Annotated in this window: 10 protein-coding genes and 1 riboswitch; of the genes, 6 read left to right on the forward strand and 4 right to left on the reverse strand. The window is 59.7% G+C overall.

Annotated elements, in window-relative coordinates; genetic code table 11:
• Nucleotides 1–322: 322 nt before the first annotated feature.
• The gene (locus ACW55A_RS12025; protein WP_455808075.1) at nucleotides 323–5,179 is read left to right on the forward strand and encodes an NAD-glutamate dehydrogenase; all 4,857 of its coding nucleotides are present in this window, start codon (nucleotides 323–325) and stop codon (nucleotides 5,177–5,179) included.
• Between the two features lie 84 nt (nucleotides 5,180–5,263).
• Here the strand turns inward: ACW55A_RS12025 and mntP are convergent, their stop codons facing one another.
• Together mntP and acnB are read right to left on the reverse strand one after the other, a co-directional pair.
• Entirely contained in the window at nucleotides 5,264–5,833 is a 570-nt protein-coding gene (gene mntP / locus ACW55A_RS12030; RefSeq protein ID WP_004414091.1) for a manganese efflux pump MntP, read from the reverse strand.
• A gap of 6 nt (nucleotides 5,834–5,839) precedes the next feature.
• Nucleotides 5,840–6,005, reverse strand: a riboswitch (yybP-ykoY riboswitch).
• A 107-nt stretch (nucleotides 6,006–6,112) separates the two neighbouring features.
• Nucleotides 6,113–8,728 (reverse strand): bifunctional aconitate hydratase 2/2-methylisocitrate dehydratase, encoded by a 2,616-nt coding sequence (acnB, locus tag ACW55A_RS12035; protein ID WP_499140292.1) that lies wholly within the window; start codon nucleotides 8,726–8,728, stop codon nucleotides 6,113–6,115.
• 387 nt (nucleotides 8,729–9,115) lie between these two features.
• Between acnB and ACW55A_RS12040 the strand changes: the two genes are divergently transcribed.
• From ACW55A_RS12040 to ACW55A_RS12060, 5 genes are all read left to right on the forward strand, one after another.
• Nucleotides 9,116–9,586, forward strand: coding sequence for a DUF1289 domain-containing protein (locus tag ACW55A_RS12040; RefSeq protein WP_002554470.1), 471 nt, complete (start codon nucleotides 9,116–9,118; stop codon nucleotides 9,584–9,586).
• Between the two features lie 33 nt (nucleotides 9,587–9,619).
• Entirely contained in the window at nucleotides 9,620–10,282 is a 663-nt protein-coding gene (locus ACW55A_RS12045; RefSeq protein WP_498810979.1) for a MiaE family protein, read from the forward strand.
• 153 nt (nucleotides 10,283–10,435) lie between these two features.
• Entirely contained in the window at nucleotides 10,436–10,924 is a 489-nt protein-coding gene (locus ACW55A_RS12050) for a MarR family winged helix-turn-helix transcriptional regulator (protein ID WP_003368537.1), read from the forward strand.
• Nucleotides 10,925–10,996: 72 nt separating this feature from the next.
• Complete coding sequence (locus ACW55A_RS12055) at nucleotides 10,997–12,205, forward strand: HlyD family secretion protein (RefSeq protein ID WP_004414082.1); 1,209 nt, start codon at nucleotides 10,997–10,999, stop codon at nucleotides 12,203–12,205.
• Between the two features lie 42 nt (nucleotides 12,206–12,247).
• Entirely contained in the window at nucleotides 12,248–13,807 is a 1,560-nt protein-coding gene (locus tag ACW55A_RS12060; RefSeq protein ID WP_223272521.1) for a DHA2 family efflux MFS transporter permease subunit, read from the forward strand.
• Nucleotides 13,808–14,069: 262 nt separating this feature from the next.
• On the opposite strand, the gene lpxH is transcribed toward ACW55A_RS12060, so the two are convergent.
• Nucleotides 14,070–14,816 (reverse strand): UDP-2,3-diacylglucosamine diphosphatase, encoded by a 747-nt coding sequence (gene lpxH, locus ACW55A_RS12065; RefSeq protein ID WP_058396639.1) that lies wholly within the window; start codon nucleotides 14,814–14,816, stop codon nucleotides 14,070–14,072.
• Nucleotides 14,813–15,316: a peptidylprolyl isomerase gene (locus ACW55A_RS12070; RefSeq protein ID WP_003404493.1), complete on the reverse strand. Its 504-nt coding sequence runs from the start codon at nucleotides 15,314–15,316 to the stop codon at nucleotides 14,813–14,815. Before ACW55A_RS12070 ends, lpxH begins: the two co-directional genes overlap by 4 nt.
• Nucleotides 15,317–15,345 lie beyond the last annotated feature (29 nt).

The raw sequence follows: 15,345 nt of genomic DNA on the forward strand, positions 1-15,345 counted from the left end.
AGTCCCGGGCAAATAATGTCGGGCGATATTGGCACCATCGTGCGCAGTGTATCGCGACCTGATGACCGAATATGTCGCAGCCTCGTAAGCAGTGTGCGCTCAGCTCTCGTTAAGCTGCGTGACGGACAAGTGGTGTACGGTGTCGGGTGCGCGTAGCGTTTTTTCACTCCAATGTACAAATGTGACTACCCTGACACGGCGCGCGTTACTACTTTAGCTTTACACTCGATCAGGTGATGCCCACGCGATTGGATGCAAGGGCACCCCGGTTTCAACACCTTCTTCAAGCCTCCCCAATAAAAGCCAAAGCGGAGTACCACAGATGGCGTTCTTCACCGCAGCCAGCAAGGCCGACTTCCAGCATCAACTGCAAGCGGCACTGGCTCAGCACATCAGCGAACAGGCACTGCCACAAGTGGCGCTGTTCGCCGAGCAATTCTTCGGCATTATTTCCCTCGACGAACTCACCCAGCGGCGGCTTTCCGACCTGGCAGGCTGCACCTTGTCCGCATGGCGCCTGCTGGAGCATTTCGAACATGCTCACCCGCAGGTCCGGGTCTACAACCCCGATTACGAGCGCCACGGCTGGCAATCGACTCACACTGCCGTTGAAGTGCTGCATCATGACCTGCCGTTTCTGGTCGACTCCGTCCGCACCGAGCTGAACCGCCGCGGCTACAGCATCCACACCCTGCAGACCACCGTGCTGAGCGTGCGTCGCGGCGCTGCTGGCGAATTGCTCGAGCTGCTGCCCAAAGGCACCGCAGGCGACGACGTGCTGCAGGAATCGCTGATGTACCTGGAGATCGACCGCTGCGCCAACGTCAGCGAGTTGAACGTGCTGGCGCGCGAGCTGGAGCAGGTGCTGGGCGAAGTACGCGCTGCCGTCGAAGATTTCGGGCCGATGAAAGCGCGTCTGCACGAGCTGCTGGCCAGTATCGATGCCAACGAGTCCAACACCGACGTCGAGGAAAAAGCCGAGATCAAGGTCTTCCTGCAATGGCTGGTGGACAACCACTTCACCTTCCTGGGCTACGAAGAGTTCGAAGTGCGTAACGACGCCGAAGGCGGCCAGTTGGTCTACGACGAGTCGTCCTTTCTGGGGCTGACCCGACTGCTGCGCCCTGGTCTGACCCGCGAAGAGCTGCACATCGAAGACTACGCGGTGAAATACCTGCAGGAACCGGTGCTGCTGTCGTTTGCCAAGGCGGCGCATCCAAGCCGCGTGCACCGTCCGGCGTACCCGGATTACGTTTCGATCCGGCAGATCGACGCGTCCGGCAAGGTCATCAAGGAATGTCGTTTCATGGGCCTGTACACCTCGTCGGTGTATGGCGAGAGCGTGCGACAGATTCCGTACATCCGTCGCAAGGTCGCCGAGGTCGAGCGTCGCTCCGGTTTCGACGCCAAGGCGCACCTGGGCAAGGAACTGGCGCAGGTGGTCGAAGTGCTGCCACGTGACGACCTGTTCCAGACGCCGGTGGACGAATTGTTCACCACGGTCATGTCGATCGTGCAGATTCAGGAGCGCAACAAGATTCGCGTGTTCCTGCGCAAGGACCCTTACGGGCGTTTCTGCTACTGCCTGGCCTATGTGCCACGCGACGTGTACTCCACCGAAGTGCGCCAGAAGATCCAGCAGGTCTTGATGGATCGCCTCAAGGCCAGCGATTGCGAGTTCTGGACGTTCTTCTCTGAATCGGTGCTGGCGCGGGTGCAGTTGATTCTGCGCGTAGACCCGAAGATCAATCTGGAGATCGACGTCGCCCAGCTGGAAAACGAAGTCATTCAGGCGTGCCGTTCGTGGAAGGACGACTACGCCAGTCTGGTGGTTGAAAGCTTCGGTGAAGCGCACGGCACCAATGTGCTGGCCGACTTCCCGAAAGGCTTCCCGGCTGGCTACCGCGAGCGTTTTGCGGCGCATTCGGCAGTCGTCGACATGCAGCACGTACTGAGCCTCAGCGAAGCCAATCCGCTGGTGATGAGCTTCTACCAGCCACTGGCCGGTGGCCGCCAGCAATTGCATTGCAAGCTGTATCACGCCGATACACCGCTGGCCCTGTCCGACGTGTTGCCGATTCTGGAAAACCTCGGCCTGCGGGTGCTGGGCGAGTTCCCGTACCGCCTGCATCATGCCAACGGTCGCGAGTTCTGGATTCATGATTTCGCCTTTACTTACGGCGAAGGTCTGAACCTCGATATCCAGCAGCTCAACGACACCCTGCAGGATGCGTTCGTGCACATCGTGCGCGGCGATGCCGAAAACGATGCGTTCAACCGTCTGGTACTCACCGCCGGCCTGCCGTGGCGCGACGTGGCACTGCTGCGTGCCTATGCGCGCTATCTGAAGCAGATTCGTCTGGGCTTTGACCTGGGTTACATCGCCACCACGCTGAACAACCACACCGACATCGCCCGCGAGCTGACGCGTCTGTTCAAGACCCGGTTCTATCTGGCGCGCAAGCTGGGTTCCGACGATCTTGACGACAAGCAGCTGCGTCTGGAACAGGCGATTCTGACTGCGCTGGACGACGTGCAGGTGCTCAACGAAGACCGCATCCTGCGTCGTTATCTGGACCTGATCAAGGCAACCCTGCGGACCAACTTCTATCAGGCCGATGCCAACGGGCAGAGCAAGGGCTACTTCAGCTTCAAGTTCAACCCGCGCCTGATCCCCGAGTTGCCCAAGCCGGTGCCCAAGTTTGAAATCTTCGTTTATTCGCCGCGTGTCGAAGGCGTGCATCTGCGCTTCGGCAACGTGGCGCGTGGCGGCCTGCGCTGGTCGGACCGCGAGGAAGACTTCCGTACCGAAGTGCTGGGCCTGGTAAAAGCCCAGCAGGTGAAGAACTCGGTCATTGTGCCGGTAGGTGCCAAGGGCGGCTTCGTGCCGCGTCGCCTGCCGACCACCGGCAACCGCGACGAAGTGCAGGCCGAGGCAATCGCCTGCTACCGCATCTTCATCTCCGGGCTGCTGGACATCACCGACAACCTCAAGGAAGGCGCGCTGGTGCCGCCGGTCAACGTCGTGCGGCATGACGACGATGACCCGTATCTGGTGGTGGCCGCCGACAAGGGCACGGCGACGTTCTCCGACATCGCCAACGGCATTGCCATCGATTACGGCTTCTGGCTGGGTGACGCCTTCGCTTCCGGTGGTTCTGCCGGTTATGACCACAAGAAGATGGGCATCACCGCCAAGGGTGCCTGGGTGGGCGTACAGCGTCACTTCCGTGAACGTGACATCAATGTGCAGCAGGACAGCATCAGCGTGATCGGTATCGGCGACATGGCCGGTGACGTGTTCGGCAACGGCCTGCTGATGTCTGACAAGCTGCAACTGGTCGCAGCGTTCAACCACCTGCACATCTTCATCGATCCGAATCCGGACCCGGCCAGCAGCTTTGCAGAGCGTCAGCGCCTGTTCAATCTGCCGCGCTCGTCCTGGACCGACTACGACACCAGCATCATGTCCGCTGGCGGCGGGATCTTCCCGCGCAGCCTGAAGAGTATCGCCATCACCGAACAGATGAAGGCGCGCTTCGATATCAAGGCCGACAAGCTGACCCCGACCGAACTGCTGCATGCGCTGCTCAAGGCGCCGGTCGATCTGTTGTGGAACGGCGGTATCGGCACGTACGTGAAGTCCAGCGAAGAATCGCATGCCGATGTGGGCGACAAGGCCAACGATGCGCTGCGCGTCGACGGCAACGAGCTGCGCTGCAAGGTGGTGGGCGAGGGCGGCAACCTGGGCATGACCCAGCTGGGCCGTGTCGAGTTCGGCCTCAATGGCGGCGCGACCAACACCGACTTCATCGACAATGCGGGCGGTGTGGACTGTTCCGACCACGAAGTGAACATCAAGATCCTGCTCAACGAAGTGGTGCAGGCCGGTGACATGACCGAGAAGCAGCGCAATCAGTTGCTCGAAAGCATGACCGATGAAGTAGGCCACCTGGTGCTGGGCAACAACTACAAGCAGACCCAGGCGTTGTCGCTGGCAGCCCGTCGCGCTTACGAGCGGATTGCCGAATACAAGCGTCTGATGAGTGACCTGGAGGCGCGTGGCAAGCTTGATCGTGCCATCGAATTCCTGCCTGCCGAAGAGCAGATTGCCGAGCGGATTGCAGCCAAGCAGGGCTTGAGTCGTGCCGAGCTGTCGGTGTTGATCTCGTACAGCAAGATCGACCTCAAGGAAGCGTTGCTGGAATCCCGTGTGCCGGATGACGACTATCTGGCGCGTGATATGGAAACCGCGTTCCCGCCTTCGCTGGGCGCCAGGTTTTCCACAGCCATGCGCGGCCATCGTCTGAAGCGCGAGATCGTCAGCACGCAGATCGCCAACGATCTGGTCAACCACATGGGCATCACCTTCGTGCAGCGGCTCAAAGAGTCGACCGGCATGAGCGCGGCTGCGGTGGCCGGTGCCTACGTGATCGTGCGTGACATCTTCCACCTGCCGCACTGGTTCCGTCAGATCGAGGCGCTGGACTACAAGGTTTCGGCGGAAATCCAGCTGGCGCTGATGGATGAGCTGATGCGTCTGGGGCGTCGAGCCACGCGCTGGTTCCTGCGCAGTCGTCGCAATGAGCTGGACGCTGGCCGTGACGTGGCGCACTTCGGTCCGCACCTCGCTGCACTGGGCCTCAAGCTTGACGAGCTGCTGGAAGGGCCTACCCGCGAGATGTGGCAGACCCGTTATCAGGCGTATGTCGAAGCCGGTGTGCCGGAACTGCTGGCGCGCATGGTCGCCGGTACGACACATCTGTACACGCTGTTGCCGATCATCGAAGCCTCCGACGTGACCGGGCAGAACGCTGCCGATGTCGCCAAGGCATACTTTGCCGTTGGCAGCGCGCTGGACATCACCTGGTACTTGCAACAGATCAGCAGTCTGCCGGTGGAAAACAACTGGCAGGCGCTGGCGCGTGAAGCGTTCCGTGACGATGTCGACTGGCAACAGCGGGCAATCACCGTGTCTGTTCTGCAGATGGTCGACGGTCCCTCGGAAATCGACGCGCGTCTGGCCCTGTGGCTGGAACAGCATGCTCTGATGGTCGAGCGCTGGCGTGCCATGCTGGTCGAACTGCGTGCGGCAAGCGGCACGGATTACGCGATGTACGCGGTTGCCAACCGCGAGCTACTGGACCTGGCCATGAGCGGGCAGGGCATCACCGTGTAATCGGGCTGTAAAAGCTGTACCCATAAAAAACCCGCATCGAAAGATGCGGGTTTTTTTGTCTGCTCGACGCGTTCTGTAAGTCGATTACAGCGCCGACAGATGCTCGTAAAGAATCGTTGCACCGACCACGATCAGTACGATACCGCCAACGATTTCAGCGCGTTTGCCGACCATGGTGCCCAGTACCCGGCCCAGCATCACGCCGATGGTGACCATGACGGTAGTCGCCAGGCCGATGGCCAGGGCGGCAACCACGATATTGACGTCGACAAATGCCAGGCCTACGCCGACCGCCAGTGCATCGATACTGGTGGCGAATGCGGTGACGGCAAGAATCCAGAAAGAATGCTGCCCCGGCTTTTCCTGCTCTTCGTCATCGTCTTGCTTGATACCGTTGTAAATCATGTGCAGGCCGAGCACCAGCAGCAGAGTGAAAGCGATCCAATGGTCCCAGCTCTCGGCGAAGCGCGCAGCCACCTGGCCGATACCCCAGCCTATGACTGGCGTGATGGTTTCGATGGCGCCGAATATGAGGCCCGTGCGCAATGCTTCGAGAAAGCGCGGTTTATGCAGGCTTGCTCCTTTACCAAGGGCCGCAGCAAAGGCGTCCGTGGACATGGCAAGCGCGAGAAAGAGGAGGGAAATCGGATTCACGGTTATATCCAGTCGGGCTATGAGTCAACGACGCAACCACACGCCCGACTTTAGGCATGGATGCATCGTTGGTCTCGCCAACCAGAAGGTGTTCGCACCACGGCATGCTGCCGAGAATGTTGATGCGAACGCTCTGTGACCGGAGTCAAGAGCAGGCTACTCCCCAACAAGGGCCGCCACTATAGCCATGTGAATGTGAAAAATATATGTACGTGTTCGATTGAGGGCAAAAAAAACCCCATCGCGAGAATGGGGTTCTTATGGTGCCTGCTTTCGTGCTTACACTTGAACGGCCGGGATGTTGGCGTTCGCAGCGGCTTCACGGAACTCGGCGATCTGATCGAAGCTCAGGTAGCGGTACACGTCCGCTGCCATGGTATCGATCTGGTTGGCGTAGCTCATGTACTCTTCGACCGTCGGCAGACGACCCAGAATAGACGCAACGGACGCCAGCTCGGCCGAGGCCAGGTAGACGTTCGCGCCGTCACCCAGACGGTTCGGGAAGTTACGGGTCGACGTCGACACTACGGTCGAGTTCGGTTCCACGCGTGCCTGGTTACCCATGCACAGCGAGCAGCCCGGCATTTCCATGCGCGCGCCAGCCTTGCCGTAGATGCCGTAGTAGCCTTCTTCGGTCAGCTGGTGAGCATCCATCTTGGTCGGCGGCGACAGCCACAGACGCGTCGGCAGCTGGCCCTTGACCTGATCCAGCAACTTGCCCGCAGCGCGGAAGTGGCCGATGTTGGTCATGCAGGAGCCGATGAACACTTCATCGATCTTCTCGCCCTGTACCGAAGACAGCAGGCGGGCATCGTCCGGGTCGTTCGGCGCGCAGAGCACAGGCTCCTTGACGTCGGCCAGATCGATTTCGATGATTTCGGCGTACTCGGCGTCCTTGTCGGCTTCCAGCAGCTCCGGGTTGGCAACCCAGGCTTCCATCGCTTGAGCACGACGCTCCAGAGTGCGCGGATCACCGTAGCCCTGTTCGATCATCCAGCGCAGCAGGGTGATGTTCGAATTCAGGTATTCGATGATCGGCTCTTTGGCCAGCTTGATGGTGCAACCGGCAGCCGAACGCTCGGCAGAGGCGTCGGACAGCTCGAAAGCCTGTTCGATGCTCAGGTTATCGAGGCCTTCGATCTCCAGGATGCGACCGGAGAATGCGTTCTTCTTGCCTTTCTTCTCTACGGTCAGCAGGCCAGCCTGAATCGCGTAGTAAGGAATGGCGTGAACCAGGTCGCGCAGGGTGATGCCAGGTTGCATCTTGCCCTTGAAGCGAACTAGGATCGATTCAGGCATGTCCAGCGGCATGACGCCCGTTGCAGCGGCGAACGCCACCAGGCCGGAGCCGGCCGGGAAGGAGATACCGATCGGGAAGCGGGTGTGCGAGTCACCACCGGTACCGACGGTGTCCGGCAGCAGCATGCGGTTCAGCCAGCTGTGGATGATGCCGTCGCCCGGACGCAGGGAAACGCCGCCGCGGGTCATGATGAAGTCAGGCAGCGTGTGGTGCGTCTTGACGTCGATAGGCTTCGGATAGGCTGCGGTGTGGCAGAACGACTGCATGACCAGGTCGGTCGAGAAGCCCAGGCACGCCAGGTCTTTCAGTTCGTCGCGAGTCATCGGGCCAGTGGTGTCCTGGGAGCCGACGGTGGTCATCTTCGGTTCGCAGTAGGTGCCCGGACGAACGCCCGCTACGCCGCATGCCTTGCCGACCATCTTCTGCGCCAGGGTGTAACCCTTGGTGCTTTCGACTGGCTGGTCAGGGGTCTTGAACAGGTCGAACTCCGGCAGGCCCAGTTCGGCGCGCGCCTTGCTGGTCAGGCCGCGGCCGATGATCAGCGGAATACGGCCGCCAGCGCGGACTTCGTCGAGCAGCACCGGGGTCTTCATTTCGAAGGTGGTGATGACTTCGTCGCTGTCGTGCTTGCAGACCTTGCCAGCGTAGGGGTAGACGTCGATCACGTCACCCATGTTGATGTTCGAGACATCGAATTCGATTGGCAGAGCGCCAGCATCTTCCATGGTGTTGTAGAAGATCGGAGCAATTTTGCTGCCGAAGCAGAAACCGCCGGCACGCTTGTTCGGGACGTAAGGGACGTCGTCGCCGAAGAACCAGAGTACCGAGTTGGTTGCCGATTTACGCGAGGAACCGGTACCGACCACGTCACCGACGTAGGCAATCGGGAAGCCCTGACCGCGCATTTCTTCGATCTGCTTCATCGGGCCGATGGCGCCCTGAACGTCAGGGACGATCCCGTCACGGGCCATTTTCAGCATGGCCAGTGCGTGCAGCGGGATGTCTGGACGCGACCAGGCATCAGGGGCAGGGGACAGGTCGTCGGTGTTGGTTTCGCCGGTGACCTTGAAGACGCGCAGGCTGATCTTGTCGGCCAGCGTCGGACGCTTCTTGAACCACTCGCCGTCGGCCCAGGACTGCAGGACAGCCTTGGCGTGGGCATTGCCGTTCTTGGCTTTTTCGGCCACGTCGTGGAAGGCGTCGAACATCAGCAGGGTGTGCTTGAGTTGTTCGGCAGCGACTGGCGCGAGGGTGGCGTCGTCGAGCAGTTCAACCAGGGTGACGATGTTGTAGCCACCTTGCATGGTGCCGAGCAGTTCGGTAGCGCGTTTTTTGTCGATCAGGGGAGAAGTGGCTTCGCCCTTGGCCAGGGCAGACAGGAAACCGGCCTTGACGTAGGCAGCTTCGTCAACGCCTGGCGGAACGCGATTGGTGATCAGGTCGACAAGGAAAGCTTCTTCGCCAGCCGGGGGATTCTTCAGCAGCTCGACCAGGCCTGCAGTTTGTTCGGCGTTAAGCGGCTGGGGCACGATGCCCTGGGCGGCACGCTCTTCGATATGTTTACGGTAGGCTTCAAGCACAGTATTAACCCTCATCAGTGGTCCCAAATGGGTGTCCGGGACGCTCATCCAGAAATCGCCCGTACCCACGCAAGGCTTATTGAGCCTTGTTGGCAGGGTAGCGGTGATTCCTAACAGAAGCTGTTTTCAAAGTTTTACGCCTGCAGGGCGGGGGGAGTGGCGGTCGACACGGCCATTCGTGATGAGGGAATGGCCTGTCGACGCCGCACTGCGGGATTAACTTGACTGTGCTCGTGACGCTTTGAAAACAGCTTCCAACGGACATTGGCGCCTTAAAAGGCTCGCTGATTCTACGCCAAAACTTTGCCGAAGGTAAGTTAGCCCCTACATCTTCGGGGGTGAACTTGCTTAGACAAAGGGCTAACATGAGCCCCTGTTTCGCCTTCCCCAGTCCTGCCTGACATGCCCGATTACATTATCAAAACCCCCTGCGTCGGCCTTTGCTCCACTGTTTACGGGGATCTGGTGTGCCGTGGCTGCAAGCGCTTCCACCACGAGGTCATCCACTGGAACGGCTATAACGAGGATGAAAAAAGAGCGGTCTGGCTGCGTCTGGAGCAACTGCTGGTCCAGGTGATGACTGCCAAGCTCGAAGTCTTCGATGCCGACAAGCTGCGTGCGCAGCTGACCCAGCGCAAGATCCGCTTTGTGCCACACCAGTCCGAATACTGCTGGGCTTACCAGTTGATCGCCCGTGGCGCACGGGTCATCAGCCAGGTCGAGGCCTACGGTTTCGTGTTGTTGCCGGAGTTTCGCGACTGGACGCTGCCGGAACTGCGCGATGCCATCGACCGCGAGTTTTTCCTGCTCTCCGAGGCGCACTATCAGCGCTATATCGCGCCGGGCTTTCTGCGCGACGCATTCGGCGCGTGACAAAACCGGCATGCTTTTGTGTCGCGAGGTACCGTGGCTCCTCGTATAATGCGCGGCCGTGCCTCTCCGTCATTCTGTGAGCCTATGTACCCGATCCCTGAAATCGAAGCCTTTCTGCTTTGCCGCACCCCCGACAGCTGGGTCCAGGCCGCGCTGCGCAATCTGGACATCCTGCTGATCGACCATGCGAACAACGAGAAGAAGGCCGCCGGGGCTGCGTTCCAGTTCATGTTTCAGTACAACGACAAGTTCGACCTGTTGAGCAAGATGTCGCGTCTGGCCCGGGAAGAGCTGCGCCACTTCGAGCAAGTCATCAGCATTATCAGAAAGCGCCAGATCCCCATGGCCAACATCAGCTCGGCCCGTTATGCCGGAGCGCTGCGCAAGCTGGTACGCAATCACAACCCCTACCGGCTGACCGATGCGCTGATCGTCGGTGCCATCGTCGAGGCTCGTTCCTGTGAGCGATTCGCCGCGCTGGTGCCGCATCTTGACGAAGAGCTGGCCAAATTCTATGGCGGTCTGCTGAAGTCCGAAGCGCGGCACTTTCAGGATTACCTCAAGCTGGCTTACAGCTATGGCGACAAGGCTGATATCGATGCCAAGATCGAGGAGATCCGTCTGGCCGAGCGTGAGCTGATCGAAAGCCCTGACGAAGAGTTCCGCTTTCACAGTGGCGTCCCTGTCGCCGCCTGATTCCTCTCGCACGTCCGCCCCCCAAAACGACCGCCTTGCCAGCGGTCGTTTTTTTATGGGGATTTAGTAAGCACACTAATAAATGCTTTGACAACGGCTGCCTAGGCAGTAATATTTTGCAATCACTGCCTAGGCAGCTATCTGGGTCAATCCGTGAAACATTTCAGCCCCGACAATTTCGAATCCAGCCTCATCGGGCTGCTGGTCGGTCGTACCAATGCGCTCAAAGACCGCATGCTCGACAAGTACCTGCTGCCCTATGACGTGACGTTCGCGCAGTTCAAGGTGCTGATCATCATTGCCCAGTTTTCTACCGATACCCCCGTGGAATTGTGTCGGCACCTGTCACTGGACAGCGGTTCGATGACCCGCATGCTCGATCGTCTGGAACAGAAAGGGCTGGTGGTGCGCAAGCGCTCCGCGACCGATCGTCGTCAGGTGCGTCTGGCGCTGACCGAGCAGGGACAGGCGCTTTCCGATCTGTTGCCGCAGATTGGCGCCGACGCGATGAATGACACGTTCGCCGCGCTCGACAGTGAAGAGGTCGAGAGCCTGAAAAGAATTCTCACCAAGGTGCTGGTGGCTGCCGATGACCACATCACCCTGACTCGTTTGAGCTTCAACCCCAAAGCTAAAAGCTGAGCAGCCGACGTGTTGGCAGGCGTGAGCCTGATCGCCGTCGTTCCGTCGCTTCGCTGATTAAAGGTAACTGCCATGGCCACTGCTGCCGCTGAAAACACATCTGCCCAGGCTCCTCAACAGGAGCCGAAGTCTGGCAAGCGCAAGTTCCTGCTGATCGGGCTTGCCATTGTCGTGGTGATCCTCGCACTGGGCATCTGGGCCTGGTACGAGATCTACGGCCAATGGAGCGAAGAGACCGACGACGCCTATGTCAATGGCAACGTGGTCGAAATCACCCCGCTGGTCACCGGAACCGTCATCAGTATTGGTGCCGACGATGGTGATCTGGTGCACGAAGGGCAGGTCCTGCTCAAGTTTGACCCGAGCGATGCCGAAGTCTCGTTGCAGAGCGCCGAGGCCAATCTGGGCAAGGTTGTGCGCCAGGTGCGCGGCCTTTACAGCAACGTCGATGGCATGAAAGCGCAACTGGCCGCGCAGCGTGCTGCGGTGCAGACCGCTCAGGACAACTATAACCGTCGTCGCAGCCTCGCAGCCGGCGGGGCGATTTCCCAGGAAGAGCTGTCGCACGCAAGAGACAGCCTGACCAGCGCGCAGAGCGCCCTGAACAATATTCAGCAGCAACTCAGCACCAGCGTGGCGTTGGTCGATGACACCGTGGTGTCATCACACCCGGACGTCAAGGCTGCGGCCGCACAGTTGCGTCAGGCCTACCTGGCCAATGCACGTTCGACGCTGGTGGCACCGGTCACCGGCTACGTCGCCAAGCGCACCGTGCAACTGGGGCAACGCATTCAGCCGGGCACTGCAACCATGGCGGTCATTCCGCTGGATCAGTTGTGGATCGATGCCAACTTCAAGGAAACCCAACTGGGCAAGATGCGCATCGGTCAGCCAGTGGAGATCAGCTCCGACCTGTATGGCAGCGATGTGAAGTACAGCGGCACCATCGACAGCCTGGGGGCCGGTACCGGCAGTGCCTTTGCGTTGTTGCCTGCGCAGAATGCCACTGGCAACTGGATCAAGATTGTCCAGCGTGTGCCGGTGCGGGTGCACATCAACCCTGAAGAACTGGCGAAGTCCCCGTTGCGTATCGGCCTGTCGACCACGGTTGAAGTCAATCTGCATGACCAGAGCGGTCCGGTCCTGGCGCAACAGCCGCGCAAACAGGCGGCCTTCAGCACTCAGGTGTACACCGAGCAACTGGCTGACGCCGACGCGCTGATCGCCCGCCTGATTCACGAGAACAGTGCGCCCGGTGGCAAGACTGCCGTTCAGCGCTGAACCGCCAATCCGTGAGCCCCGGCCTGCTGGCCGGGGTGTCGCATTCGTCTTCAGGGATTCGCGATGAGCAACAACGCCCCCGCTTCTTTTACCCCGCCAAGCCTGTTGCTGTGCACCATCGGTCTGTCGCTGGCGACCTTCATGCAGGTGCTCGATACCACGATTGCCAACGTGGCGCTGCCGACCATCGCCGGCAATCTGGGTGTCAGCTCGGAGCAGAGCACCTGGGTGATCACCTCGTTTGCGGTCAGCAACGCGATTGCCTTGCCGCTGACCGGCTGGCTCAGTCGCCGCTTCGGTGAGGTCAAGCTGTTCCTGTGGGCCACCATTCTGTTCGTGATGGCTTCGTTTCTGTGCGGTATTTCCCAGTCCATGCCGGAACTGGTGGGCTTTCGCGCGCTGCAGGGCATGGTCGCCGGTCCGCTGTATCCGATGAGTCAGACCCTGCTGATTGCGGTGTACCCACCCGCCAAAAGAGGCATGGCCCTGGCATTGCTGGCGATGGTGACGGTGGTGGCGCCCATTGCCGGTCCGATCCTCGGTGGCTGGATCACCGACAGCTATAGCTGGCCCTGGATCTTCTTCATCAACATTCCCATCGGCCTGTTCGCCGTGCTGGTGGTGCGTACCCAGATGGCCAAAAGGCCGGTCACGACTGCTCGTCAGCCGTTGGACTATATTGGCCTGATAGCGCTGATCGTCGGTGTGGGCGCGCTGCAGATAGTGCTCGACAAGGGTAATGATCTGGATTGGTTCGAGTCGAACTTCATCATCTTTGGCTCGCTGATTTCGCTGGTCGCGTTGACCTTCTTCGTGATCTGGGAAATGACCGACAAGCATCCGATCGTCAACCTGCGCCTGTTTGCCTACCGCAATTTTCGCATCGGCACACTGGTCATGATCGGCGGCTATTCCGGCTTCTTCGGCATCAACCTGATATTGCCGCAGTGGTTGCAGACCCAGATGGGCTACACCGCCACCTGGGCTGGGCTGGCCGTCGCGCCGATTGGCATCCTGCCGGTACTGATGTCGCCCTTTGTCGGCAAGTACGCGCACAAATTCGATCTGCGTCTATTGGCCGGGCTGGCATTCCTGGCGATGGGGTTGAGTTGCTTCATGCGTGCAGGCTTCAACACCGACGTGGATTTCGAGCATGTGGCGATGGTGCAGTTGTTCATGGGCATTGGCGTGGCACTGTTCTTCATGCCGACTCTGAGTATTCTGCTGTCTGACCTGCCGCCCAATCAGATCGCCGATGGTTCAGGGCTGGCAACCTTTCTGCGCACCCTGGGCGGCAGCTTCGCAGCCTCGCTCACCACTTGGATCTGGATTCGCCGCGCCAACCAGCATCATGCCTACCTGAGTGAAAACATCAGCACCTTCGACCCAGCCACCCGCCACGCCCTTGACAGCCTGGGCGGCGCCAGCCCGCAGGCCTACGCGCAACTGGAGCAGACCCTCAACGCCCAGGCCTACATGATGTCCACCGTGGATTACTTCTACCTGCTGGGCTGGATATTCGCAGGACTGATCCTGCTCGTCTGGCTGGCCAAACCTCCATTCGCCGCCAAGGCCGGGCCTGCGGCAGGGGGCGGGCACTAGTTTCTTATGCGCCTATCTGAACCGTGCCTTTGGCCAAACTGCTCTAAAGTGCTTTTTCAATCGCGATGGCACAGACGACGCAGAGTGCGACGTTAGTGACAGTGCAAAGGAACCCGACGAAGTCGGGCCGGAAACAGGAGCGGGGACTTTGCTCACTTTGGTCCCTCAAATTGAGTCGCCGAAGGGCTAAAAGGTGACCTGAGCCGAACGGCAATCCGCCTGAAGGCGCAGAGCCGCTGTGCTCTCAGCCGTTACCGCGCAATCAATTCAACAGCGCAGTCGTTTCAGGCACAAAGTCGAACGGGTTCAGGCTGAAACCCTGATCATCCACCTGCAACACCCAGCCCTGACGATCCCAGTCACCCAGCACAATGCGCCTGGCCGCCTGATCGCCAATCTGCAACTTATGAATCGCCGGACGATGAGTGTGACCGTGGACCAACGTACGCACGCCGAACTGCTGCATGATCCGCGGCACCTCGTCCGGCGTCACATCGACAATATCGTTGGCCTTCATACGGGTTTGCGCACGGCTCTCATTACGCAACTTGCGCGCCAGCTTATGGCGGGTGCCCAGCGGCAAATGGCGCAGAATGAAAAGCGTCAGCGGATGGCGCAGATAGCGACGCATCCGGATATAACCTTCATCGCGGGTGCACAGACTGTCGCCGTGCATCAGCAGCACCGGCTCACCGTTCAACTGCACGACGCTCGGGTCACTCAGCAGTGTGCAGCCTGCTGCCTTGCAGAAACCCTTGCCGAGCATGAAATCACGGTTGCCGTGCATCAGAAAAATTCGTGTGCCGCTGTCGCTCAACTCGCGCAGGGCCTTGCAGATCGAAAGCTGGAACGGCGACATCGCGTCGTCACCGATCCAGACTTCAAAAAAATCCCCGAGGATATACAGCGACTCGGCGTCGCGAGCGCGTCCTGCGAGCAGATCCAGAAACGCCCGGGTAATGTCCGGGCGCTCCTGTTCAAGGTGCAGATCGGAGATCAGCAGTATCACTCAACGATCTCGGCTTTCTCGATGATCACGTCTTCTACCGGGACGTCCTGATGGCCGGCCTTGCTGGAAGTTGCCACGCCTTTGATCTTGTCGACGACATCAGTGCCTTCGATCACTTCACCGAATACAGCGTAACCCCAGCCTTGAACGGTCTTGGCGCTGTGGTTCAGGAAGGCGTTGTCAGCGACGTTGATGAAGAACTGCGCAGAGGCCGAATGCGGCTCCATGGTGCGGGCCATGGCGACGCTGTACTTCTTGTTCGGCAGACCGTTGTCGGCTTCGTTCTGGATGCTCGGGCGCTTGTCTTTCTTTTCTTTCATGCCAGGCTCGAAACCGCCGCCCTGAACCATGAAGTTGCCGATCACACGGTGGAAAACCGTGTTTTCGTAATGACCGGCTTTAACGTATTCGATGAAGTTGGCAACGGTCAGCGGCGCCTTTTCTTCGTTCAGTTGCAGCACGATGTCGCCGTGGTTGGTAGTCAGCTTTACATTAGGCATTTGGGAAGTCGCTCTCTAGTCATGCATGA

Source organism: Plantibacter cousiniae (nom. nud.), from assembly GCF_977070315.1.